Source organism: Dechloromonas denitrificans, assembly GCF_020510685.1.
GTDB lineage: Bacteria > Pseudomonadota > Gammaproteobacteria > Burkholderiales > Rhodocyclaceae > Azonexus > Azonexus denitrificans_A.
In genome coordinates this window covers 62,160-85,593 of sequence record NZ_CP075185.1, presented here as the reverse complement: position 1 = coordinate 85,593, position 23,434 = coordinate 62,160, and the positions used below count along the sequence as shown (strand labels likewise).

General features: G+C 63.7%; 24 protein-coding genes, 1 tRNA gene and 1 riboswitch. Of the genes, 12 read left to right on the top strand and 13 right to left on the bottom strand.

Annotated features, from left to right (window positions below; translation table 11 throughout):
- The first annotated feature begins 22 nt into the window (after window positions 1-22).
- Complete coding sequence (locus KI611_RS00410) at window positions 23-1,636, top strand: methyl-accepting chemotaxis protein (protein WP_226417871.1); 1,614 nt, start codon at window positions 23-25, stop codon at window positions 1,634-1,636.
- Window positions 1,637-1,639: 3 nt separating this feature from the next.
- Here KI611_RS00410 and KI611_RS00405 read toward each other — a convergent pair whose 3' ends face one another.
- On the bottom strand, window positions 1,640-2,815 hold the full coding sequence (locus KI611_RS00405) for a M20 aminoacylase family protein (RefSeq protein ID WP_226417870.1): 1,176 nt from the start codon (window positions 2,813-2,815) through the stop codon (window positions 1,640-1,642).
- Window positions 2,816-2,886: 71 nt separating this feature from the next.
- On the opposite strand from KI611_RS00405, the gene rapZ reads away from it, so the two are divergent.
- Genes rapZ through KI611_RS00380 form a run of 5 tightly spaced genes read left to right on the top strand, consistent with a single transcriptional unit; the run spans window position 2,887 to window position 5,932 of the window.
- Window positions 2,887-3,732, top strand: coding sequence for an RNase adapter RapZ (gene rapZ / locus KI611_RS00400; RefSeq protein ID WP_226417869.1), 846 nt, complete (start codon window positions 2,887-2,889; stop codon window positions 3,730-3,732).
- Between the two features lie 27 nt (window positions 3,733-3,759).
- A complete protein-coding gene (locus KI611_RS00395; RefSeq protein ID WP_413463924.1) occupies window positions 3,760-4,185 on the top strand; it encodes a NusG domain II-containing protein in 426 nt (141 codons plus the stop codon).
- The gene (locus KI611_RS00390; protein WP_226417868.1) at window positions 4,166-4,702 is read left to right on the top strand and encodes a Gx transporter family protein; all 537 of its coding nucleotides are present in this window, start codon (window positions 4,166-4,168) and stop codon (window positions 4,700-4,702) included. The genes KI611_RS00395 and KI611_RS00390 overlap by 20 nt, the downstream gene beginning before the upstream one ends.
- The gene (locus tag KI611_RS00385) at window positions 4,695-5,300 is read left to right on the top strand and encodes a flavin prenyltransferase UbiX (RefSeq protein ID WP_226417867.1); all 606 of its coding nucleotides are present in this window, start codon (window positions 4,695-4,697) and stop codon (window positions 5,298-5,300) included. The genes KI611_RS00390 and KI611_RS00385 overlap by 8 nt, the downstream gene beginning before the upstream one ends.
- The gene (locus tag KI611_RS00380; RefSeq protein WP_319002319.1) at window positions 5,297-5,932 is read left to right on the top strand and encodes an LON peptidase substrate-binding domain-containing protein; all 636 of its coding nucleotides are present in this window, start codon (window positions 5,297-5,299) and stop codon (window positions 5,930-5,932) included. The genes KI611_RS00385 and KI611_RS00380 overlap by 4 nt, the downstream gene beginning before the upstream one ends.
- Here the strand turns inward: KI611_RS00380 and KI611_RS00375 are convergent.
- The 6 genes from KI611_RS00375 to KI611_RS00345 all read right to left on the bottom strand — a co-directional run bounded on the left by KI611_RS00375 (window position 5,929) and on the right by KI611_RS00345 (window position 11,252).
- Window positions 5,929-7,503, bottom strand: a complete 1,575-nt coding sequence (locus KI611_RS00375) for a tetratricopeptide repeat protein (RefSeq protein ID WP_226417866.1) — start codon at window positions 7,501-7,503, stop codon at window positions 5,929-5,931. The two genes, KI611_RS00380 and KI611_RS00375, sit on opposite strands and share 4 nt — an antisense overlap.
- 73 nt (window positions 7,504-7,576) lie before the next feature.
- Complete coding sequence (locus KI611_RS00370; protein ID WP_319002318.1) at window positions 7,577-8,188, bottom strand: carbonic anhydrase; 612 nt, start codon at window positions 8,186-8,188, stop codon at window positions 7,577-7,579.
- A gap of 292 nt (window positions 8,189-8,480) precedes the next feature.
- A complete protein-coding gene (gene cbpB, locus KI611_RS00365) occupies window positions 8,481-9,851 on the bottom strand; it encodes a peptide-modifying radical SAM enzyme CbpB (RefSeq protein WP_226417864.1) in 1,371 nt (456 codons plus the stop codon).
- The gene (gene cbpA, locus KI611_RS00360) at window positions 9,848-10,003 is read right to left on the bottom strand and encodes a modified peptide precursor CbpA (protein WP_226417863.1); all 156 of its coding nucleotides are present in this window, start codon (window positions 10,001-10,003) and stop codon (window positions 9,848-9,850) included. The genes cbpB and cbpA overlap by 4 nt, the downstream gene beginning before the upstream one ends.
- 84 nt (window positions 10,004-10,087) lie before the next feature.
- Window positions 10,088-10,277: riboswitch (cobalamin riboswitch) on the bottom strand.
- Window positions 10,278-10,635: 358 nt separating this feature from the next.
- A tRNA-Gly gene (locus KI611_RS00350) sits at window positions 10,636-10,709 on the bottom strand.
- Window positions 10,710-10,760: 51 nt separating this feature from the next.
- A complete protein-coding gene (locus tag KI611_RS00345) occupies window positions 10,761-11,252 on the bottom strand; it encodes a flavin reductase family protein (RefSeq protein WP_226417862.1) in 492 nt (163 codons plus the stop codon).
- A gap of 72 nt (window positions 11,253-11,324) precedes the next feature.
- On the opposite strand from KI611_RS00345, the gene mutY reads away from it, so the two are divergent.
- Entirely contained in the window at window positions 11,325-12,362 is a 1,038-nt protein-coding gene (mutY, locus tag KI611_RS00340) for an A/G-specific adenine glycosylase (protein WP_226417861.1), read from the top strand.
- Here mutY and KI611_RS00335 read toward each other — a convergent pair.
- Genes KI611_RS00335 through KI611_RS00325 form a run of 3 tightly spaced genes read right to left on the bottom strand, consistent with a single transcriptional unit; the run spans window position 12,334 to window position 15,344 of the window.
- Entirely contained in the window at window positions 12,334-13,554 is a 1,221-nt protein-coding gene (locus tag KI611_RS00335) for an HD-GYP domain-containing protein (RefSeq protein WP_226417860.1), read from the bottom strand. The genes mutY and KI611_RS00335 overlap by 29 nt on opposite strands.
- Window positions 13,555-13,569: 15 nt before the next feature.
- A complete protein-coding gene (locus KI611_RS00330) occupies window positions 13,570-14,175 on the bottom strand; it encodes a hypothetical protein (RefSeq protein WP_226417859.1) in 606 nt (201 codons plus the stop codon).
- Window positions 14,139-15,344, bottom strand: a complete 1,206-nt coding sequence (locus KI611_RS00325; RefSeq protein ID WP_226417858.1) for an HD-GYP domain-containing protein — start codon at window positions 15,342-15,344, stop codon at window positions 14,139-14,141. The genes KI611_RS00330 and KI611_RS00325 overlap by 37 nt, the downstream gene beginning before the upstream one ends.
- Window positions 15,345-15,385: 41 nt before the next feature.
- Here KI611_RS00325 and KI611_RS00320 point away from each other — a divergent pair, with 41 nt between their 5' ends.
- The 5 genes from KI611_RS00320 (at window position 15,386) to KI611_RS00300 (ending at window position 20,536) form a co-directional block, all read left to right on the top strand.
- On the top strand, window positions 15,386-17,293 hold the full coding sequence (locus KI611_RS00320; RefSeq protein ID WP_226417857.1) for an ATP-binding cassette domain-containing protein: 1,908 nt from the start codon (window positions 15,386-15,388) through the stop codon (window positions 17,291-17,293).
- A 22-nt stretch (window positions 17,294-17,315) separates the two neighbouring features.
- Entirely contained in the window at window positions 17,316-18,350 is a 1,035-nt protein-coding gene (locus KI611_RS00315; protein WP_226417856.1) for a class I SAM-dependent methyltransferase, read from the top strand.
- 92 nt (window positions 18,351-18,442) lie between these two features.
- Window positions 18,443-19,051, top strand: coding sequence for a bifunctional phosphoserine phosphatase/homoserine phosphotransferase ThrH (gene thrH, locus KI611_RS00310; protein WP_226417855.1), 609 nt, complete (start codon window positions 18,443-18,445; stop codon window positions 19,049-19,051).
- Between the two features lie 75 nt (window positions 19,052-19,126).
- Complete coding sequence (purU, locus tag KI611_RS00305; protein WP_226417854.1) at window positions 19,127-19,990, top strand: formyltetrahydrofolate deformylase; 864 nt, start codon at window positions 19,127-19,129, stop codon at window positions 19,988-19,990.
- A 3-nt stretch (window positions 19,991-19,993) separates the two neighbouring features.
- Window positions 19,994-20,536 carry a hydrolase gene (locus KI611_RS00300; protein WP_226417853.1) on the top strand — a complete coding sequence of 181 codons (543 nt, stop codon included), beginning with the start codon at window positions 19,994-19,996 and terminating at the stop codon, window positions 20,534-20,536.
- Window positions 20,537-20,594: 58 nt separating this feature from the next.
- On the opposite strand, the gene KI611_RS00295 is transcribed toward KI611_RS00300, so the two are convergent.
- The 3 genes from KI611_RS00295 to KI611_RS00285 all read right to left on the bottom strand — a co-directional run bounded on the left by KI611_RS00295 (window position 20,595) and on the right by KI611_RS00285 (window position 23,388).
- Entirely contained in the window at window positions 20,595-22,100 is a 1,506-nt protein-coding gene (locus KI611_RS00295; RefSeq protein WP_226417852.1) for an ammonium transporter, read from the bottom strand.
- Window positions 22,101-22,110: 10 nt separating this feature from the next.
- The gene (gene glnK, locus KI611_RS00290) at window positions 22,111-22,449 is read right to left on the bottom strand and encodes a P-II family nitrogen regulator (protein ID WP_226417851.1); all 339 of its coding nucleotides are present in this window, start codon (window positions 22,447-22,449) and stop codon (window positions 22,111-22,113) included.
- 81 nt (window positions 22,450-22,530) lie between these two features.
- Window positions 22,531-23,388 (bottom strand): TorF family putative porin, encoded by an 858-nt coding sequence (locus tag KI611_RS00285; protein WP_226417850.1) that lies wholly within the window; start codon window positions 23,386-23,388, stop codon window positions 22,531-22,533.
- Window positions 23,389-23,434: the final 46 nt, after the last annotated feature.

Sequence of the window (23,434 nt, the reverse complement as noted above, 5' to 3'; positions counted from 1 at the left end):
ATATGCAAAGGGTTTAATCAACATGAGTTTCCGTAATCGACTGCTGCTCGGCATGGCCCTGATCATGGCCGCCTTTATCGCGGCAATCGTCGTCTCCTACAGCGGCCTGCGCTCCACCTCGGCGCAATTCGGCACCTTCCTCGACGGGGTCGGAGCACTCAATCAGAATTACCGGGAAATGTACGCCCAAGGTTTGCAGATGGGCCAGGCCCTGCGCAACATCGTGCTCGACCCGGGCAATCCCAAGGCCTACCAGAATCTCGAAAAGGCCCGCAAGGATTTCGCCGCCGCGCGCGCCAGCGCCATCGCGGCCAGCGCGACGGTCGATGGCTTCGCCAGCAGCATCGGCCGCCTCGAACCGCTCGCCGCCGCCCAGACCGAAGCCCAGACGCAGGTCATGGCAGCCCTCAAGGCGGGCCAGATCGACGAAGGAAAGACCCTGATCAACAGCCGCGAAACGCCCGCCTGGCGGGCGCTGAAACAGGCCTTGCTGGACGATATCGGGGCCCTGCAGAAAATTGCCGATGCGCAGCGCAGCGCCGTCGCCACGCAGGTCGAACGCCTGCAAGGAATCATTCTCGGCTTGTCGATACTGGCAGTGCTGATCGGGATCGCCAGTGCCCTCACCACGCTTGCTTACGTCCGCCGCGAACTCGGCGGCGAGCCGGCTTACGCCCGCCAGGTGGCCAATGCCGTGGCGATTGGCGACCTGACCCAGCCGATCGCCCTGAGCAGCGGCGACAGCAACAGCCTGCTCGCCGCGCTGGCCAGCATGCAGCAGCAACTGCGCCAGCTGGTCGGGACGCTGGCCAGCCATGCCCGCGATGTCGAGCAGACGGCTCGCCAGGTTGGCGAAGCAACCGAGCAAGTCGCCGCCGGCAGTCGCCAGCAGCTCGACCGAGCCGGCGAAATGGTCGGCAATGTGCAAAGCCTGGCGACCAGCCTGCGTGCCGTGATGTCGGCCGTCACCGAGGCCGAGCAGATTGTCGGCGCTTCAAGCAATATTTCCGGCAGCGGTGCCGCGCTGGCCAGCAAGGCGGCGAGCGAAACCGAGGCAATGGCCAATTCGGTTCGCGCCACGGCCGGCCACGTCCAGGAACTCGGCGCCCTCTCGGCGCAAATCAGTTCCATCCTCGGCGTCATTTCCGAGATTGCCGGCCAGACCAACCTGCTGGCGCTCAATGCGGCCATCGAAGCGGCCCGGGCCGGCGAACAAGGGCGCGGCTTCGCGGTGGTCGCCGACGAGGTGCGCAAGCTGGCCGAACGGACGACGCAATCGACCGCCGAAATTTCGGCCATGGTCGAAAGCATCCAGTCCGGCACCAAACGCGCCGTCGCCGGCATGGAATCGGGTTTGCTGCAGGTCGGCGACAGCGTCGACCTGTCGCATCAGGCCCGCGAAGCCTTCGACCAGATGAATGCCAGCTCGTTGCAGGTCACCCAGGTGGTCCAGCAGATTGCCACGGCGATCAGCGTCGAGAACGGCAACGAGAAAGCCCTGCAGTCGCATGTCGAACAGGTCCGCAACCTGATCGAACAGAACGACCAGGCGATGCAGAATGTGGTCGGCTCGGCCGGCCGTCTGAATTCGACGTCGACCGCCTTGAGTCAGGCCATCGCCCGCTTCAAGGTCTGAGCCTCAGGCTTTCGGCAAGGCCCGCCGGACGAGTTGCACCCAGTAGCTGACTCCCAGGGTCAGCAACTCGTCATTGAAGTCGTAGTGCGGATTGTGCAGCGTGCAGCCGCCGGTGCCCGGGCCGTTGCCGAGCCAGACATAGCAGCCCGGCTTTTCGCGCAGCATATAGGCGAAATCCTCGGCGCCCATCGACGGCAGAATATCGGTGAGTACCCGTTCCGGACCAAAAACCTCGGCCGCCACGGCCTGGCAGAATTTTGCCTCAGCGACGCTGTTGACCGTCGGCGGATAGCGGTGGTCGAAATGCACGCTGATCTGTGCCCCGTTCGCCGCCGCAATGCCGCTACACAGCCGCTCGATGGCCCGCTCGATGTTCTCCTGGACGTCCGCCTTGAAACTGCGGATCGTGCCGCGCAGCACCACCTCTTCCGGAATGATGTTCCACGCTTCGCCGGCATGGAACTGGGTGACGCTAACCACCGCCGACTCGCACGGATGCAGCGTGCGGCTGACCACCGTTTGCAGGGCCTGCACCAGTTGCGCGCCGGCGACGATGGAATCGACGCCCTGATGCGGCATCGCCGCGTGGCAACCGTGGCCGCGCACGAAGATTTCGAAAGCGCAGGTGCCGGCCATCACCGGCCCCGGCATCGCCGCCATTTCGCCGACCGGAATGCCCGGCCAGTTGTGCAGGCCGTATACCGACTCGACGGGAAAACGCTCGAACAGGCCGTCTTCGATCATCACCGCGGCGCCGCCTTCCGATTCCTCGGCCGGCTGGAAAATGAACACTGCGACGCCGTCGAAATCCGGATTGCCGGCCAGGTGGCGCGCCGCACCGAGCAGCATCGCGGTATGGCCGTCATGGCCGCAGGCGTGCATCTTGCCGGCATGCCGCGAGTGGTGCGGAAACTCGTTCATCTCGGCGAGCGGCAGGGCATCCATGTCGGCCCGCAGGCCGATCATTTTGGACGAAGTGCCGGCCCGCAGTACGCCGACGACACCGGTTTTGGCAATGCCGCGATGCACTTCGAGGCCGTAGCGTTCAAGTTCGCCGGCCACCAGATCGGCCGTGCGCGCCTCGGCGAAGGCAAGTTCGGGATGGGCGTGGATGTCGCGCCGTTGCGCGGTCAGCTCGGCGAGGAAGGGTAAATCAAGCAGGGGAAGGGTCGGGGGCATGGTCGTCTCCTTATCGGTTTCCATTATGCCGCGGCTTGCCCCGCCGCGCCGCCTTGATTATGCTGCGACAAATGGAACTCGTTCTCATCAGCGGCCTCTCCGGCTCGGGCAAGTCGGTCGCCCTCAACCTTCTCGAAGACTCGGGCTATTACTGCGTGGACAACCTGCCGGTGGTCATGCTGACGATACTCGTCCCGATGCTGATGGAGGACGAAATCCGCAAGGTGGCGATCGCCATCGATGCCCGCTCCGGCCACGGCATCGAAATGCTGCCGGAAAAACTGGCGAAACTCGTCGAATACGGCGTGCGCCCGAGCTTTCTCTTCCTCTACTCGAACGAAGAAACGCTGCTCAAGCGCTATTCCGAATCGCGCCGCCGCCATCCGCTGGCCAGCAACGGCAAGACGCTGGAAGAAGCGATCCGCAGCGAACGGAAAATGCTCGAACCGATCGCCGGCCTCGGCCATCGCATCGACACCAGCGGCATGAAAGCCAATGCGCTGCGCGAGTGGGTGCGCCAGTTCATCGAAGCCGAGCCCGGCCAGGGCCTGACGCTGATGTTCGAATCCTTCGGCTTCAAGCACGGCCTGCCGCTCGATGCCGACCTCGTCTTCGACGTCCGTTGCCTGCCCAACCCGCATTACGACGTCGCATTGCGCCCGCTGACCGGCCGCGACCAACCGGTCATCGACTTCCTCGAAGCCGAGGAAGAGGTTCGCCGGATGCGCGACGACATCAGCCATTTCGTCGCCACCTGGCTGCCGGCCTACATCCGCGACAACCGCAGCTATCTGACGGTAGCGATCGGCTGCACCGGCGGCCAGCATCGTTCGGTCTACATCGCCGAATGGCTGGCCCGCGAATTCGCCGATCGCGCCCGCGTACTGGTCCGCCACCGCACCCTGGCCGGCGGCTGACCGACCCGCCATGGCCGATTCCCCGATTTGCCCGCCCGGCACGCCCATTCCGGCCAGTCTGCTACGGCGCTGGCCATAGTGCCCTGGCTAAGCCTGATCCGACCGGGCGACTGGCTGGTCATCCTGGCCGGCACGCTGCTGGTCGGCACCAGCATTCCGCTGTTCTGGCAGGGCGGCATGGCCGACCGGGCGATCATCCGCCAGGAAGGCAAAGTTTTTGCCGAGGTCGACCTGCGCAGCAAGCGCCAGTTTGAAATCAGCGGGCCGCTCGGCACCACGCTGATCGCCGTCGAACCCGGGCGGGTCCGCGTCGTCTCCGACCCCGGGCCGCGCCAGTACTGCGTGCGCCAGGGTTGGTTGATGCGTCCCGGCGAAATCGCCATCTGCGCCCCCAATCGCGTCAGTGTCCAGATCACCGGGCGCACCAAGGTCTATGACTCGATCAATTACTGAACTCACGGTGACCAGCGAAGACCGCCGCGTCGCCTGGCTGGCCACCGCCGCCGTCGCGCTGTCGCTGGTCGATGCCGCCATTCCGTCGCCGCTGCCCGGCGTCAAGCCCGGCCTGGCCAATATCGTGACGCTGGTCGTCCTCGCCCGCTATGGCTGGGGCACGGCGGTCTGGGTCAGCGGCCTGCGCGTCCTGGCCGGCAGCCTGCTCCTCGGTTTCTTTCTCGCCCCCGGCTTCTTCCTGTCGCTGACCGGCACGACGCTCAGCCTGCTCACGCTGGGTCTGGCCCGCCACCTGCCGCAGCGCTGGTTCGGGCCGGTCAGCCTGAGCATCCTGGCCGCCTTTGCCCACATCGGCGGGCAATTGTTGCTGGCCAGGGTCTGGCTGATTCCGCACGACGGCATTTTCCTGCTGACCCCGGTCTTTGCCGGCGCAGCGCTGGTATTCGGCACCATCAACGGCCTGATCGCCGCTAAACTGCTGGCTGAACCCGCGCCATCGGAAACCCGCCATGCCTAAGACCATCTGCCTTGCCCTGACCGGCGCTTCCGGGATGCCCTACGGCCTGCGCCTGCTGGAATGCCTGCTCGACGCCGGCTGCCAGGTCCAGCTGCTCTACTCGCAGGCCGCCCAGGTCGTTGCCCGCCAGGAAATGGATTTCGAACTGCCGTCGCGCCCGGCCGAAACCAAGGCCGCCCTGCTCGCCCGTTTCCCGGCCGCCGATCCGGACAAGCTGCAGGTTTTCGGCCGCGAAGAATGGTTCGCCCCGGTCGCCTCCGGCTCCAACCCGCCCGATGCGATGGTCGTCTGCCCGTGCTCGATGGGCACGCTGGCGGCGATTGCCCAGGGGCTGGCCGACAACCTGATCGAACGCGCCGCCGACGTGGTGCTCAAGGAAGGCCGCAAGCTGGTGCTGGTTCCACGTGAAACGCCGTTCTCGGCCATCCACCTGGAAAACATGCTGCGCCTGGCGCGAGCCGGCGCCGTCATCCTGCCGCCCAGCCCCGGCTTCTACCACCATCCGCAAAGCGTCCAGGACATCGTCGATTTCGTCGTCGCCCGCGTCCTCGACCAGATTGCCGTCGGCCATACGCTGATGCAGCGCTGGGGCGAATGATGGGCTGGTTCGATTTCGTCCGCTCGCCAACCGGGGCCTCGGTCGATACCCTGCGCATCCCGCTGTTTCCGCTGAACGCCGTGCTCTTTCCCGGCGGCGTCCTGCCGCTGAAAATTTTCGAGCAACGCTATCTCGACATGGCCGCCGCCTGCCTGAAGGGCGACAAGCCCTTCGGCGTCTGCCTGATCGCCAGCGGCGGCGAAACTGGCACCGCCGCCCAGCCGCACCCGGTCGGTACGCTGGCCACCATCGGCAACTGGGAAATGGAGCAGCTCGGCATCCTGATGATCACCGCCCACGGCGGCCGGCGGTTTCGCATCATCGAAACGCAGGTCGGCCCGGACAACCTGCTTGAAGCCTCCGTCGAACTGCTCGCCGATACGCTGCCGGCTACCCTGCCGGGCGAACGCGGACGCCTGCTGCCGCTGCTCCGCCGGGTGGTCAACGACCTCGGCAACGAACGCATTCCCGAACCGCATCGCTACGATGACGCGGAATGGGTCGGCTACCGGATTACCGAAGTCCTGCCGATCCAGAACCTGGCCAAGCAGAAGCTGCTCGAACTGGAAGACCCGCTGGCCCGGCTGGAAATCCTTGAGAAGTTTCTCGACCAGCGCAAACTGCTCGGCTAAACGCCGTCCCTGAAGTGCCGCAAGGCCTCGGCCAACTCGGCCACCGTTGCCGTCCAATCACCGCGCTGCGCCTGCCGGAACAGCCGCATGGTCGGGTACCACGGGCTGTCGCGGCGCTGCTGCAACCACCGCCAGTCGGTCTTGTAAGCGGGCAGCAGCAACCAGCACGGCAGGCCGAGCGCCCCGGCCAGATGGGCAACCGCGGTATCGACGGCAATCAGCAGATCGAGCTGGCTGAGCATGGCCGCCGTATCGGCCATGTCCTCAATGGCCGGGCCGAGTGCGGTCAGCGGTAATCCTGACGGCACTGGCGCGGCTCCCTGCTCGCCTTGCTGGACGCTGAAGAAACGCACCCCGGCCAGCCGCCACAAGGGCGCCAGCACTTCCAGCCCGGGCAACGACCGGTCGGCATCGTTGGCGTGTTGCGGATTGCCGCGCCAGACCAGCCCGACCCGCAGGCCATCGCCGGCCAGCAGCGCGACATGCCGGGCCACCCGCACGGGATCGACAAACAGGTAGGGGGTCGCCGACGGAATCGTGCTCAGCACCGTGCCGGCATGCAGTGGCAGACTGAGCAGGAAAACCCAGTAATCGTGGCTGTCCAGGTACGGCTCGGCGTCGTTCAGGCTGACCACCAGATCGGGGCCGGCCAGCGTCTTCAGCAAGGCCTGCTGGCAGGGCCGGCCAAGCAGCGTCAATTGCCGCGGCCCCTGCGCCTTCAGCCAGGCAAGATAGCGCACGAACTGGATTTCATCGCCCAGCCCCTGCTCGGCGATGACGACGATCGACTTGCCAGCCAGCGCCTCGCCCTGCCATTGCAGGCAAGATGGCGGCCGGCCCAGCGCCCCGCTGCCGGCCCCGGCGCGAACGTGCTGGCGCGCCTCGTAGAGCGGCCAGCCCTCGGCCAGACGGCCCTGCTGCAGCAACAACTGGGCAAAATTCATCCGCGCCTGCTGGGCGTCCGGCTGAAGTGCCAGCGCCGCGCGAAAACAGGCTTCCGCCTCGGCCGCCCGCCCCTGGTCGACGAGCAAAATAGCCAGATTGGAATGCGCTTTGGCAAACTCGGGCTTGAGCCGGATCGCTTCCCGGTACAACTTTTCCGCTTCCACCTCCTGCCCCGCCTTGAGCAGCAGGCCGGCCAGATTGGAACAAATCTCCGCCGAGTCGGGCGCCAGTGCCAGGGCTTGCCGCTGCTGAATTTCTGCCTCGTCCAGCCGGCCAAGATCCTCCAGCAACAAGGCAAGATTGGCGGGCAGCGCCGGATCATCGGGAAAGGCTGTCAACGCCTGCCGATAGGCCGTTTCGGCCTCGCCACCCAGCCCCCGGCGATGCAAGGCAAGGCCCAGACTGTTGTGGGCCGTAACCAGCGACGGATCAAGTTCGAGCAGACGTCGCCAGCAGGTCACCGCATATTCGTCATCGCCCTCGCTGCCCGCGCAAGTCGCGGCAAGCTCGAGCAACGCCCCATCATCGGGAAACAGCGTCAGGCCCATCCGGGCCGTGCGCAACGCCTCGGCGGAAGAGCCACGCAGGAACTGCAACTCCGCGAGCTCTACAAACGGGTTATCCATCGGGCAGTGAAGACCATGATCACCAAAGTTGCTCAGTATCTACGAAAACATAAGATCACCTCTGTTACCGACTCTAGGTGGCAACAACCTGATGATTGGCTGATAGCGGCACGAAACTCGAACTTGCGCCGTCGAGTGCATCGATCACCCCTTTCTCGATGTCGTACACCCAACCGTGCAGGTTCAGGCGGCGCTGCGCGAGGGCTAGCGCGACCGAGGGATGGGTACGGATATTGGCGAGCTGGGCGATCACGTTCTGGCGAACCAGCGCATCAGCTTTCTCCTGCTGGGTCGCGTACTCCTGCGAGGCGACGATGGCCTTGGCGGAATCCGCGTGGCGCAACCAGTGGGCGACCGCCGGCAGGTGGTCGAGGCATTGGCAGCTGGAAATTGCCGCCATCGCGCCACAATTCGAATGACCGCATATCACGATATCGCTGACCTGAAGGACCGATACCGCGTACTCGACCGTTGCCGAAACACCGCCCGGTTCCGGCCCGTAGGACGGCACGATGTTGCCCGCGTTGCGAATGACGAACAGATCGCCCGGCTCCTGCTGCGTAAACAGTTCCGGCACCACCCGGCTATCCGAGCAAGTCACAAACAGCACCTTGGGGTTCTGCCGCTGCGCCAATTGCTTGAACAGCTGGGTTCTTTCCGGAAAAACATCCTTTTGAAACTTCAAGAAACCTTCAATCACCTTTTGCACTGCTTAACTCCGGGAGCGTATCTGATGGGAAATGCCAGCAATAGAGCTGGGACGAGCAGAGAAGTTCCAAGTGCGCTTCTGACCAGTTACCGGAAATTGGCACAGCCGTGGGTTTCTGAAACTCAGTGTAAAACCGACATTGCTTGAGCAGCTACTCGACGTCGGCAACCGGCTCAGGTCAGCCAGAAGCGAACAGGCAGGAGGCCATGGTGGATATCGCTGGAGAAATGACCGAGGGCGCCATGTTACGGCGCCCTCCGGCAATTCCTCAACTCAGCGCAAAAACGGTTTCCGTTCCCTCGTCCCAGCCGTCCCACAGGTAGTCGTTGGCCTTGCCGTCGGCGATCAGGCGCAGGGCGTAATTGACCTGTTCCTTGTAGAAATCGCAGAAGGCACCGATCTTGTCCATGCCGCCGTTCATCTCGAAGGCTTCGGCCGGACACGGTGAGCCGCAGAAATGGCGGATCGCACAGTCGCCGCACGGGCTGAACTTGTCCACATCCCGCGTCGTAACGGTCTGGAAGGCCGGTGAGGCCAGGGCCGCCTCGACGCCATCGACCAGCAGGTTGCCGCCTCGGAAGTTGGGCAGGCCGATGAACTCGCTGCACGGGTAGAGGCCGCCGTCGGCGGCCAGCGCGAAGAAGGCGCGACCGCCGCCGCAGGGCGAAATGTCGCACATCAACCGGCGCGCCGTCGGGGCCAGGATGCCAATCAGGATATTGGCGAAATTGGCGACCATCAGCTTGCGGCCGGTCTCCCGGTACAGCTCGTGGGTGCGGTCCATGGCGGCGAAGAAGGCCTTGGCCATGTCGCCGTCGGCCGGCTTGACGCCGCGCGCCCCGGGCAGGGTGCAGCGCACGGTGTTGAGCATGCAGGTCGGCACTTCATGGGCGTGGAACAGCTCGACCATGCGCGTCAGGTAGGGCAGGTTCTCGGTCGTGCAGGTCGTGATGACGCTCCATGAACCGTAGCCGCGCAGCTTCTCCATGGTACGCAGCACCTTGTCGTGGACGCTCTTGCCGCCCCAGGTCCGGCGCGTTGCATCGGTAATTTCGGCCAGCGGGCCGTCGAGCGAGAGGCCGATGCTGACATTGCGCGAGGTCAGGAAGTCGAGCGCCGCATCGTCGAGCAGTGTGCCGTTGGTCTGCAGGCCGAAGATGAAATCGTCGCCAAAGGCATCGATCGCTTCGAAGACAGCGGCCTGGTTCATCAGCGGCTCGGCGCCGTGGAAGATGGCGCGCGGCTTGCGGCCGTCCGGCATCACCGAGCGGAAATAGTCGCGCAGCTTACCGAGCGAGGCGTGCAACAGTTCGGCCGACATGTGCGTACCGCTGCTGCGCTGGGTATCGGGCAGATAGCAGTAGGTGCAGTTGAGATTGCAGCGCTCGGTCGGGTTGAGATAGACGCCGGAGGGCTTCAGTTCGAAGCGCAGGGCATGCAACTCCTGCCGGAACCCATCTGCCTTCTCGCGATAGGCGGCAAGCGTCGCCGAGTCGAGCCCCTCGCCGACCTTGCGCTTGTCGACCAGGGCCCAGAAGGCGGTATCCGGGTCGGTCAACGCGGCGTAGACATCATGGCCGATGTCGACAGGCAGAAAATGCGGGTCGCGCAGCGCTCCCTCAGGAAGCGCTGCGGTCATTTGGCCGCCTTCTTGTCCATCAGCACGTAGTGCGACAGGCCCATGCCTTCCGGGTTGCAGCTCTTACGCACGGCGATGGTCGGGGCGACCGACGCAGTCTGACTGATCGGCGTTTGCGGGTGTTTAACGGTTGAAGTCACAGTTTTGGTCATGTTCCACTCCTCGGGAATGCAAAAACAAAAAGGGCTCCGGCTGACTGCACGCTTCTCGCATGCAGTCAGCCGGAGCCCTTGCCTTGGCTCCTGATTGGTATCGATTCGTCTTCTGGCTTCCGGATCAGCCGAAGCACTGCGCCTTCCCTGCGCGGTATGCCCCGCAAGTGGCTGGTCTGGCGACCATGCAGTCTTCGTCCCCGGTTACAGCGGCGGGCCCGCCACGGATTCGCACCGTGTTCCGTATCTCGATACCGATAGGAGCGCGGATTCTCTCAAAGCGCCACGAAAACAGTCAAGTGTCTTAGAACCGGTTCACGGCCTTCCGAGCAAGAGCGCGAGAGAGGCGGGAGGAATGATCGCTCCGCCACCCAGTGCTGGGGTATCACGGCAATGCTGTGTAGTTCGCTTCGTTTGGCGATTTGAGTGTGGACACGGAAAAGGTCTTCAATGGCATGGCCAACTTTGAATGCTTCCTTGCTGATGCCACTGGGTAGCATTCGGCCCCACGCGTGCCGCAGGTATATCTGTTAGCTGGTACGTTGAAATCTGCCTTCTGAAAGCCCAAAGGGCTGCAAAGAGCACGGCACCGACGTAGGTCAGTTACAAACAGGAAAACTGCCGGAGGAAAGTGGAGCGGGCGATGAGAATCGAACTCACGGCTCTAGCTTGGGAAGCTAGGGTATTACCATTATACGACGCCCGCTCTGGGCAGAAGGCCGCATTCTAAGCGGAGAAGCCGCCGCGAACAACCTTGTCAGAGGTCGGCCAGTTTCCGGTACTGGCCGGCGTGGAAAAGCAGCGGCGCGAGATCCGGCGTCTCGCTGAATTTTTCGATGCGGCCGATGAAAACGGTGTGGTCGCCGGCGACATGCGTCGTTTCGTTGGCGACTTCGAAGCTCGAGCAGCAGGCCGGGAAGACCGGCGCCCCGCCGGCACCCGGGTGCCAGGGCAGGCCGACGAAACGGTCGGTCGGCCAGGTGGCGAAACGGTTCGAGAGATCCTGTTGGGCAACCGACAGGATGTTGATCGCGTGGTGGCTGGCCCGGCGGAAGGCTTCGAGATTGTGCGAGCCGTTGTCGAGGCACCACAGGACAAGCGGCGGCTCGAGCGATACGGCGGAGAAGGAATTGACGGTCAGGCCGATCGGATGCCCATCCGGATCGATGGCCGTGACGACGGCAATGCCGGTGGCAAAACGGCCGAGGGCATTACGCAGTGCACGGGTATCAGTTTGGGCTTGGGTCATCGGGGTCGATCAGGCTAGGGCCGGCGAAAAGGCCGTATTATCCGTGCTCCCGTAGCCGACGTCGAGGCAGAATTGGCCGTTCCCAATGCATTTACCGCACATCTGATCGCCTGGCAGCAAGTCGCCGGGCGCCACGACCTGCCCTGGCAGAAAACCCGCGATCCTTACCGCATCTGGCTTTCCGAGATCATGTTGCAGCAAACGCAGGTGACGACGGTGATCCCGTATTACCAGCGCTTCCTCGCCAGTTTTCCCGATGTCCAGGCGCTGGCGGCGGCGTCGATCGATAAGGTCAGCGAACACTGGGCCGGCCTCGGCTACTACGCCCGGGCGCGCAATCTGCACCATTGCGCCGGGCAGATTGTTGCGCTGCACGGCGGCAAATTCCCCGAATCCGCCGAACAGCTGAGCGAACTACCCGGCATCGGACGGTCCACAGCGGCGGCCGTTGCCGCTTTTGCCTTTGGCCAGCGCGCGGCAATTCTCGATGGTAATGTCAAACGCGTCCTCTGCCGGCACTTCGGGATCGCCGGCTTTCCCGGTGCAGCGGCCGTCCATAGCAAGTTATGGGAGCTGGCGGAAGAACTGCTGCCGGATAGCGGCATCGAAACCTATACGCAGGGCCTGATGGATCTCGGTGCAACGCTGTGCACGCGCAGTCGGCCGCGCTGCGCCGATTGCCCGGTGGCCGGCAGCTGCGTCGCCCGGCGCGATGGACGCCAGGGTGAATTGCCCGAGGCGCGGCCACGGGCGGCGGTGCCGGAACGCACGGCGAGCTTCGCCTTGATTGTCGACGGGTCGCGCCTGCTGCTCCAGCGGCGACCGCCGAGCGGCTTGTGGGGCGGCCTGCTGGTGCCGCCGGAGGGCGACGTTGACAGCATCCTCGCCCGGCTCGGCCTGAACGCCGCGCAGCAGCAGCCATTGCCGCCGCTGAAACATGCCTTCACGCACTTTCGCCTGACCTTGCAGCCGGTACTCTGCCGCGTCGTGGCAAACCCGAGGATTGCCGAACCAGGCCTCGAATGGGTCGATCTCGACAAGGCGGCCGAGGCCGGCGTGCCGGCGCCGATCAAGAAACTGATCAGGCTGGTAGCCAGCGCAAGGGACTGAGCCCCCAGCGCTCGTAGCTCTCGGCGCGGACGATCTGGCCGTAGTGATTGCCGACTTTCCGGGTCAGGTCGATCTCGACCGGCGTCACGTACTGGTGGCGGGCGGCGTGGTAAATGACCCGGACGATCGGGCTGAGCAGATTGTCGTGGTGCAGTTCCTCAACCACCGCCAGATGGCCGCTTTCCAGCAAAACCAGGGTGCCGACCGGATAGATCCCGACGGTGCGGACAAAGGCGGTGACCAGCGACGGGTCGAACTGGGTGCCACCCTGGTCGTACAGCTGGCGCAAGGCATCCGAGGGCGAAATGGCCGGCCGGTAGGGGCGATCCGAAGTCATCGCGTCGTAACTGTCGACAATCGCCGCCATCCGGCCGGCCACTGAAATTCCGTCGCCGGCCATGCGGTAAGGGTAGCCGCAGCCGTTATAGCGCTCGTGATGTTCGAGAACGACGGCCACCGAGGTTTCCGACAGGTGCGAGGTCGCTTCGAGAACGCTCAGCCCTTCCTCGACATGGCTCTGGACCACCGAATATTCGGCCTGCGAGAGCATGCCGGGCTTGGTGATCAGGCGGGCATCGAGGGCCGCCTGACCGATGTCCTTGAGCATGGTGCCGAGCGCCAGCTTTTCGATTTCCGGCTGCGCCATGCCTTGTTTCTGGCCAAAGGCAATGATCAGCGCCGCAGTCGCCACGGCGTGTTCGGTGGCATAGGTCGCGGCTTGCTTGAGGCGGGCCAGCGGGGCCAATGCATCCGGGTTGCGGCTGACCGATTCGATCATCTTGCTTACCACCGGTTCGAGACGGGCGGCATCGACTTCGCGGCCGGCCCGCGCGGCGAGCATCAGATCGCTCACCGTCGCGCTGGCTTCGGTGATCAGGCGGCTGGCCCGCCGGCGCTCCTCGCCCAGTGAAATCGTCGCCGGGCTGGCCTTGAGGCGCTCGGCCCGCGACATGAAGGTGCGCACCAGCAGATTGTCCGGAACCAACCGCGGCGGCGGTGGCGGCGGTAGATCGATGCCCTTGGCGGTGTCGATGCTGACCTGGACGATGCCTTCCTCGAGCAGCCGGCCGATCTGCGCTTCGTCGCGGACGAAAAAGCGCCGCCGCCAGAACGAGTGCTCCAGCCAGTGCCGATGCAGATCCACCACATACATGCCGGGCAGCAGCTGCCGAATCGGAATCTGGCGGATCACGCTGGCTATCCCGCCCTATTTCTTCGCCGCTTCGGCTTCGTGCCGTTCGGCCTGTTGCATTTTCCGGGCAACGCGGGCCTCGTGGTCCTCGCGCTTCTTGCGCTGCTGTTCCGCCTCGGCTGCCTTGCGCCGGGCGCCTTCCTCGGCTTGCCGCGCCTTGTTGGCCCGGGTCGCTGCCGCCTCGGCCTCGGCCGCCTGCCGCGCCTCGCCGGTTTCCACGGCCCGGTTCTCACGTTCGACAGCCCGTTGCGGCGCCGCCTCGGCCTGGCGCCGGTCCTTATCGGCCAGCTGTTCTTTCTTGACCGCGCGTTCCTGCGCCTTGCCCTCGATCTCCAGTTTGCTCGCCGCACGGCCGGAAAGCATGTGCTCGTGGCGTGCCTGATCGAGGCATTGGTTCACCAGAAAATTCTTCCGACATTGCGCACTTTTTTGCTCGAAAATCCGCTCCGCCTCTTCCTTGCGCGCCCGGCTTTCGCTCTGCAGCGCTTCTGCCTTGTCGAGGCGCAGCTGCCAATCGGCCTCCAGCTCCGGGCTCGGCCCGCTATCGGCGGCCAGCGCCGGACAACTGAAGGCAAGCAGCAGGATCAGGCGGGCAGCCAGTGATAGGGATCGATTTTCCATTTTTCGTAATTCTCAAAACTGGCGATGCGGTCCTGCACCTTGGCGAGATCGACGATCTCCGGCGGAATGTAGTGCTGCTGACCGGCGTGGTAAAAAATCCGCACCACCGGTTCGAGCAGGCTTTTCTCGTTTTGTTCGACGACCACGCCCATCCGCTTGCTGTCGAGCTGGACCAGCGTGCCGGTCGGGTAAATGCCGATGGCCCGGATGAAAGCCTGGACCAGCTGCGGATCGAAGTGGTGGGCGCTCCATTCGAGCAGCTTCTTCAGCGCTTGCGTCGGCGACATGCCCTTGTGATAGACGCGCTCGGAGGAAATCGCATCGTACACATCGACGATGGCCGCCATCTGCCCGTAGAGCGAAATACCCCCGCCGGCCAGCTTGTCCGGATAACCGCTGCCATCGAAACGCTCATGGTGCTGGCAGGTGACCTGCCGGGCAATTTCGCCGATACCCGGCGTCTGTTCGAGCAGCAGCCTGCCCTGCGCGACGTGCGACTGGATCCGGACATATTCATCGTCGGTCAGCTTGGCCGGCTTGTTGAGAATCTCGTCCGGTATCCGCGCCTTGCCGACGTCGTGCAGCAACCCGCCCAGCGCCATCTCCTTGATGACTTCCTTGGACAGCTTCATGCCCCGGCCGAAAGCGACCAGCAAGGCACAGACGCTGACCGAATGCTCGAAGGTGTAATCGTCGTGATTCTTCAGACGGGCCAGCGGCAGCAGCGCATCCTGGTTGCGAAAGATCGAATCGACCATGTTCTCGACCAGCGGCTCGATACGGTCGATCTGGATCTGCTGGCCCATGCGGATGTCGTCCATCATGTGGCGAACGATCTTGTTGGCTTCGCCGTGCAAGCGCCGAGCGCGCACCGATTCCTCGGTCAGCTCGGTGGCAATCGGCTTTTCCGGCGGCTTCCGGGCGATTTCCTGCAGCCGCTGGTCGAGATCGGCATTGACTTCGCGCTGGCTGCGCGCCGCCCAGACATCGGCGCCTTTGACCGTGTCGATGTACAACTCGCGGATGCCGACCTCGGCAATCTTGTCTACGGTTGCCGCATCGCGCACGTAGAAGGCATTCGACAGGAAAGGGTGATCGAGCCAGCCGCAATTCAGGTCATGGACATACATGCCGGGCTTGAGCTGGTCGATGCGAATCTGCTTGATCATGCAGAAGATTTTAGCAGCCCACCGCTATAATTCGCGGCCTTATGATCGCCCTTCGTCAAGTCACTTTTGCCCGTGCCGGCCGCCCGCTGGTCATCGATGCCTCCGTTCAGCTCCACCCCGGCTGGAAGGTCGGCGTCGTCGGCGCCAACGGGTGCGGCAAATCCAGCCTGTTTGCGCTGCTCTCCAACGAGCTGCACGCCGAATCCGGCGATGTCGAGATCCCGGCCAGCTGGCACATCGCCCGCGTCGCCCAGGAAACGCCGGCCCTGCCCGATGCGGCGCTCGAGTTCGTGCTCGACGGCGACGTCGAACTGCGCCGCGTCGAACGCGAACTGGCCGCCGCCGAAGCGGCCGGCGACGGCGTCGCGATCGGCCACCTGCATGCCCGCTATGGCGAAATCGAGGGCTACTCGGCCAAGGCCCGCGCCGCCGAAGTGCTGCACGGCCTCGGCTTCAAGGATGCCGACTTCACCCGCCCGGTCGCCGATTTCTCCGGCGGCTGGCGGGTTCGCCTCAATCTGGCCCGCGCCCTCTCCTGCCGCGCCGACCTGTTGCTGCTCGACGAGCCGACCAACCACCTCGATCTCGACGCCGTGTTCTGGCTGGAAAGCTGGCTGAAGAACACGCCGGCCACGCTGTTGCTGATTTCGCACGACCGCGACTTCCTCGATGCCGTGGTCGGCCAGATCATGTCCATCGACCTGCAACGGCTGACCCTGACCACCGGCGGCTATTCCGACTACGAACGGGCCCGCGCCGCCCGGCTGGCCACCCAGCAATCAGCCTTCGAGGCGCAGCAACGGCAGATCGCCCACCTTTCCAGCTACATCGAACGCTTTCGCGCCCAGGCCACCAAGGCCCGCCAGGCGCAGAGCCGGATCAAGATGCTGGAACGGATGGAAACGGTGGCCGCTGCCCACGTCGACTCGCCTTTCCATTTCAGCTTCCGCCAGCCAACCGCGCTGCCCGACCCGCTGCTGACGATAGAAAGAGCCTCGGCCGGCTATATCGACCGGAAGATTCTCGACAATATCTCGCTGACCCTGCGCCCGGGCTGCCGCATCGGCCTGCTCGGCCGCAACGGTGCCGGCAAATCGACGCTGATCAAGCTGCTGGCCGGCACCATCGCCCAGCAGGGCGGCGAACGCAAGGAGGCGAAAGCGCTGAACATCGGTTACTTCGCCCAGCACCAGCTCGAACAGCTGCGCCCAGACGAATCGCCGCTGCAGCACCTGGCCCGCCTCGAACCGACCACCCCGGAGCAGGAACTGCGCGACTACATCGGCGGCTTCGACTTCCGCGGCGACATGGCGATGCGCGCCATCGAACCCTTCTCCGGCGGCGAAAAATCTCGTCTGGCGCTGGCCCTGCTGATCCGCACCAAGCCCAACCTGCTGCTGCTCGACGAGCCGACCAACCACCTCGACCTCGAAATGCGCGAAGCCCTGACCTTCGCCATGCAGGATTTTGCCGGCGGCATGGTCTTCGTCTCGCACGACCGCCACCTGCTGCGCACCTGTGCCGACGAACTGCTGCTGGTCGCCGACGGCAAGGCCGAGCCCTTCGACGGTGACCTCGACGATTACGCCGCCTGGCTGGCCAGCCAGCGCAATGCCGAAAAAGCGGCCGAACCGGAGCTCCTCGCCGAAAAAACCGAGCGCCTGCAGCAGCGTGCCGACGCCAAGGCCAGCCGGCAGGCCGTGCTCGCCCAGCGCCGGCCGCTGGTCAAGGAAATCGAGCAACTGGAGAAGAAGCTTGCCAAGTGGCACGAGGAAAAGACCGCCCTGGAAGCGCAGTTTGCCGATCCGGCCTTCTACACCACGGTCGACCGGGCGAAAAGCGAGGAAATGCATAAGCAGGCCGGGCAGCTCGGCGACCAGATCGACGAGGCGGAAATGCGCTGGCTGGAAGTACATGAAGCGCTGGAAGCATTGCCGGCCGTCGACTGACCGCACCCAGCATTAGCCCACCATGACCACGCCCCCGCCCCGCCCGCCCAAACCCGACGTCTGCCTGCCGAACGGCTCGGCTGAACTGGCCATGCTCGACGTCTACATGCCGATGATGAAGTCGGCGGCGATCATCTCGGCCAGCCGCCTCGGCCTGTTCGAAGCCCTGGCCGGCGGCCCGCTGGCCATCGTCACGCTGGCCGCGAAAATCCACGCCAGCCTGGAAGGTACGGCCCGCCTGGTCGATTTCCTGGTCAGCATCGGTTATCTCGAGGAACAGGATGACTGCGTCGCCAATTCGGCCAGTACCCAGCGCTGGTTCACCAGCGCCGGCCAGATCGACTACACGCCGGGCGTGCTGTGGACGCATGCCGCCTGGTCGATGATGGGCAACCTGGCCGAAGCGGTGAAAGCCGGCATGCCGGAAAAGACGCTGTGGGACAATATGCTCGAACAACCGGAGCTCGGCCCGCTATTCTCGTCCTACATGCGGGCTTTTTCGCACGATCTCGGCCCCGACCTGCTCAAGCACGTGCCGATTGCCGACGGCCACCAACGCCTGCTCGACCTCGGCGGCTCGCACGGCCTGCATTCGATCCGCTTCTGCCAGCGCTATCCGCAGCTCGAAGCGCTGATCGTCGATCTGCCGACGGCTTTGGCCGACACCGCCACCACCATCGAACAGGAGCAGCTCTCCGACCGCGTCCGCCTGCGCCCGGGCGACGTCCTGCATTGGGACTGGGGCGGTCAGCACGATGTCGTCTTCTACCTGTCGGTCGCCCACAACCAGAGCGCCGACGACAACCGCCAGGTCATCGCCAAAATCGGCGAGACGCTGCGCCCCGGCGGTTTGCTGGTCATTCACGAATACCTGCACGACGAGACGCCCAGCGCCTTCCAGGCCGCTTTCCGTCTGACGCTGCTCTACGAGACCGGGACCCGCACCTATCATTACGACGACTACACCGAATGGCTGACGGCGGCCGGTTTCACGGCAATCGAGCGGATCGATCTCGACCCGCTGGAAAAGGGTTCGCTGATCCTCGCCCGACGCTAACTTAATGCCCGGAAGCCGCGGCAAAGCAGGCGAAATCCACGCCGCATCAGGTAAAATTTCGTCTTTCCGAACACCTCCGCAGGAGCCTCACCGTGCAAATCGTCTGCCTTGACCTCGAAGGGGTCCTCGTCCCTGAAATCTGGATCGAATTCTCCAAGCGGACGGGCATTCCCGAGCTGATGCGCACGACGCGCGACGAGCCGGACTACGACAAGCTGATGACCTACCGCCTGGACATCCTGCGCCAGCACAAGCTCGGCCTGCCGGACATCCAGAAGGTGATTGGCGAAATGGGCCCGATGCCGGGTGCCCGCGCCTTCCTCGACAAGCTGCGCGAGGATTACCAGGTCGTCATCCTGTCCGACACCTTCTACGAATTCGCCCATCCGCTGATGCGTCAGCTCGGCTGGCCGACGCTGTTCTGCCATTCGCTGGAAGCCGACACGGAAGGCATGCTGGTCGCCTACCACCTGCGCATGCCGGACCAGAAGCGCGAAGCGGTCAAGCGCTTCAAGGAACTGAAATTCACCATCGTCGCCGCCGGCGACAGCTACAACGACACGGCGATGCTCGGCGAAGCCCACGGCGGCATCCTGTTCCACCCGCCGGAAAACGTCATCCGCGAATTCCCGCAGTACCCGGTCGTGCTGAACTACGACGACCTGCGCAGTGAAATCGACAAGGCTTTTTTAGCTGCCTAGTTGCCCGGGATCCAGTTACCTGGCAAGACCAAACCCACTGGATCCCCGATCCCAATAGCTCGATCCTGAAAAGCCATGCTACGCAACCGTTTCTACACGCTATCCGCCTCCTGCCCCGACCAGGTGGGCATCATCGCCAGGGTATCCGGCTTCATCGCCGAACACGGCGGCTGGATTCTCGAATCGAGTTTCCATTCGGATGTGCTGACCAGCCGCTATTTCATGCGCATCGAGATCAAGGCCGATTCACTGCCTTTCCTGCTCGCCGAATTCCGCGAACGCTTCGCCAACGAAGTCGCCGATCCGCTGCAAATGACTTGGCAGATCAACGATAGCGCGGTCAAGAAACGGGTCGTCATCCTGGTGTCCAAGCAGGAACACTGCCTCTACGACCTGCTGGCGCGCTGGCAAGCCAAGGAACTGGACATCGAAATCCCCTGCGTCATTTCCAACCACGACACCTTCCGCGGTTTCGTCGAATGGCACGGCATCCCTTTCCATCACCTGCCGGTCACCGCCGACAACAAGAAGGGGTCCTACGCCGAAATGGCGCGGATTTTCGATGATGTGCGCGGCGATACGATGGTCCTCGCCCGCTACATGCAGATCCTCTCGCCGGAACTGTGCGATGCGCTGCCCGGCAAGATCATCAATATCCACCACTCCTTCCTGCCCAGCTTTGCCGGCGCCCGGCCTTACCACCAGGCCTACGAGCGCGGCGTCAAACTGATCGGCGCAACCTGCCATTACGTGACCAGCGAACTCGATGCCGGGCCGATCATCGAGCAGAACGTCATCCGCATCGACCATTCCGATTCGCCGGAAGACATGGTGCGCTACGGCAAGGACATCGAAAAGACCGTGCTGGCCCGTGGCTTGCGCTATCACCTGGAAGACCGGGTGCTGGTCCATGGCAATAAAACCATAGTCTTCCGCTAGACCATGCTGATCCGCCGCGACAGATCGCTGCTACTGCTCGTCGATATCCAGCAAAAGCTGGCTCCGGCGATCTTCGCCGGCGATGCAGCGATTGCCAACAATGTCCGCCTGCTTGCCGGCGCCCGGCAACTGGGCATACCGCGCTTCGTCTCCGAACAGTATGTGCGCGGACTCGGCGCCAGCGTCGCGGCGATCCGCGATGCGGCGGGCGATGCCCGGTTTTTTGAAAAAATGCATTTTTCCTGCACCGGCGAACCCGGGGTCATCGAGATGCTGCGCGCCACCGGCCGCCGGCAGGTCATCCTGACCGGCATGGAAACTCACGTCTGCGTGCTGCAAAGCGCCTTCGGCCTGATTGAGGCCGGCTTTACCGTTTTTCTCGTCGCTGACGCCGCGTCGTCGCGCACAGCGGAAAACCGCTCGGCCGCCATCGAGCGGATGCAGGCCGGCGGCGTCCATATCGTCACCACCGAGATGGTCCTCTTCGAGTGGCTGCAGCAGGCCGGTACCGACGAGTTCCGGGCCCTGCTCCCGCTGATCAAGTAACTCCCAATAAAAAACGGGCACCCGAAGGTGCCCGAAAGGAGAGAGACTGCGGTGTTGCTTAGTGGTGGTAGGCGGTTTCGCCGTGCGAGGTCAGGTCGAGGCCTTCGCGCTCTTCCTCTTCCGGCACCCGCAGACCGATCACGATATCCACCAGTTTGTAAGCGACGATCGAGACGACACCGGACCAGACGATCACGGTACCGACACCCCAGATCTGGCTGATCACCTGAGCAGTCATGTCGTAGGCGCCAACCGCGTTGGCGACGTAGTCATAGACGCCCGTGCCGCCCAGGGCCGGATCGGCGAAGACACCGGTCAGGATGGCACCGAGGATGCCGCCGACACCATGCACACCGAAGACGTCGAGCGAGTCGTCGGCACCGAGCAGCTTCTTCAGGCCATTGACGCCCCACAGGCAGACCACACCAGCCAGCAGGCCGATGATGATGGCGCCCATGACACCGACGAAGCCAGCCGCCGGGGTGATCGCCACCAGACCAGCAACGGCGCCGGAAGCGGCACCCAGCATCGAAGGCTTACCCTTCAGGATCCACTCGGCAAACATCCAGGAGAGCGCGGCGCAGGACGTCGCCACCCAGGTGTTGACCATGGCCAGAGCAGCACCGCCGGAAGCTTCGAGGGCGGAACCGGCATTGAAGCCGAACCAGCCGAACCACAGCAGCGAAGCACCGATCATCGTGAAGGTCAGCGAGTGCGGGGCCATCGAGACATTGCCCAGGCCAGTCCGCTTGCCGATCATGTAGGCACCGACCAGACCGGCCATCGCGGCATTGATATGCACCACGGTACCGCCGGCGAAGTCGAGCGCGCCCTTCTGGAACAGGAAGCCGGCCGTCTTGCCAGCCGCTTCACCGGCTGCCGCATCGATGTAGGCATCCGGACCAGCCCAGTACCAGACCATGTGCGCCATCGGGATGTAGGACAGCGTGAACCAGATCACCATGAAGACCAGAATCGCGGCAAACTTGGCGCGTTCGGCAAAGGAGCCGACGATCAGGCCGCAGGTGATGGCGGCAAAAGCGCCCTGGAAGACGACGTAAGCCAGTTCGGAGATGTTCACACCCTTGGTGAAGGTAGCCGCCACGGAATCAACCGTGACCCCCTTCAGGAAGAGCTTGTCCAGCACGCCGAAGAAGGCATTGCCTTCGGTAAAGGCAGCGGAGTAGCCGTAGATCACCCAGAGAACCGAGATCAGCGAGAAGGTGACGAAGACCTGCATCAGCACCGACAGCATGTTCTTGGTGCGGACCAAACCGCCGTAGAACAGGGCGAGGCCGGGAATGGACATCAGGATGACCAGCGCAGCGCTGATCATGACCCAGGCGTTGTCACCCTTGTTGGGCGGAATCGGCGCTGCGGCAGGAGCGGCAGCGGCCGGAGCAGCCTCCGCAACAGCGGCGGGAGCGGCGGCGGCATCAGCGGTTGCTGCCGGGGCAACGACAGCGGCAGCCGCTACCGGTTCGGCAGCCTTTTCTTCGGCCCAGGCCGGTGCGCCGAATGCGACGGCACCAACGACGGCCAGCAATGCGATCAAGCGTTTCATGGTGCGCTCCTTACAGGGCATCGGTGCCGGTTTCACCGGTCCGGATGCGAATGACTTGTTCGAGGTCGAAGACGAAAACCTTGCCGTCGCCGATCTTGCCGGTACTGGCCGATTTTTCGATGGCTTCAATGACCTGCTCGATCTGATCGGACTTGACGGCGGCCTCGATCTTCACTTTGGGCAGAAAATCGACGACATATTCAGCGCCCCGATACAGCTCGGTATGCCCTTTTTGCCGGCCGAACCCCTTCACTTCGGTAACCGTGATGCCTTGCACGCCGATGGCGGACAAGGCTTCACGCACTTCGTCAAGCTTGAACGGCTTGATGATGGCGGTAACGAATTTCATGATGAGTATTCCTCACAAGATTGAAATTTTTGGTTCCCCCGCTGGCACCGGCCGGGACACCGGCGGGGGAAGGTAAAGTGCTTAGAAAGAGCGGGAAACCGAGAGGACGGCGATGCCACGACCGGCATCCTTGGACTTGCTGCCGAGGGTGCCATTGGCATTCAGCGAGTTCGAGAAGCAGTAGAACTCAGCCGATCCGCAATCGCCCTTGGCGCTGGTACCGACGTACGAAGCGCCAACCACCCAGCCGCTGAAGTCCTTGGTCACGCCAACCTTCCAGTCGGTGTAATCGATCTTGTCGGACCCGGTGGTGCCCGAGTAGCGATAGTCCTTGGCGAACAGATGACCAACGTGGCCGTTGACACCCCAGCCGCCGCCCAGATCATAGTTGGCGCCGAAATCGAGGTAGCTGGTGCCGCTCGAGTCGGGCAGAGAGAAATAGTCGGTGACGGCGTAGGAGTACTTGAGGGAGAGGAACTTCCAGCTCAAACCGACATAGATCTCGCCATTGTCGACGGTGCCGTTGACGGTCTTGCCCGGATTCTTCGAATTGGTACGGGAAAGCGGCGAAGCGTTTGAGCCCGGGTAGTAGTAGTACAGGCCGCCAACGTCGATCCCGAAGTCACCGACGGCGAACTTGTAGCCACCGTAGAAGTCCATTTCAATGTTGCCTTCCGGGAAACCGGCGCCGGAAGAAACGTTGGAGTTCCAGTTACCGGCATAGAAGCCGCTGGAGTGCGAGTAATCAAAGCCACCTTGCACAGCCGGCTTGCCGAAGGTTTGATCGATGCCACGGAAACGGTAGCTGGAGAACACACCGACGTTGGCGGTCAGGGTATGCGGGCTGGCTTCGGCCTCGGCGGCGGGAGCGGCGGTCTGGGCAAAAGCCGGAACAGCAAAGGCGCCAAACAGAGCCAGGGCAATAATGGATTTCTTCATGGTTTATCTCCTGTAGAACGGGTCAAATGCAAAACTTAATTTGTGC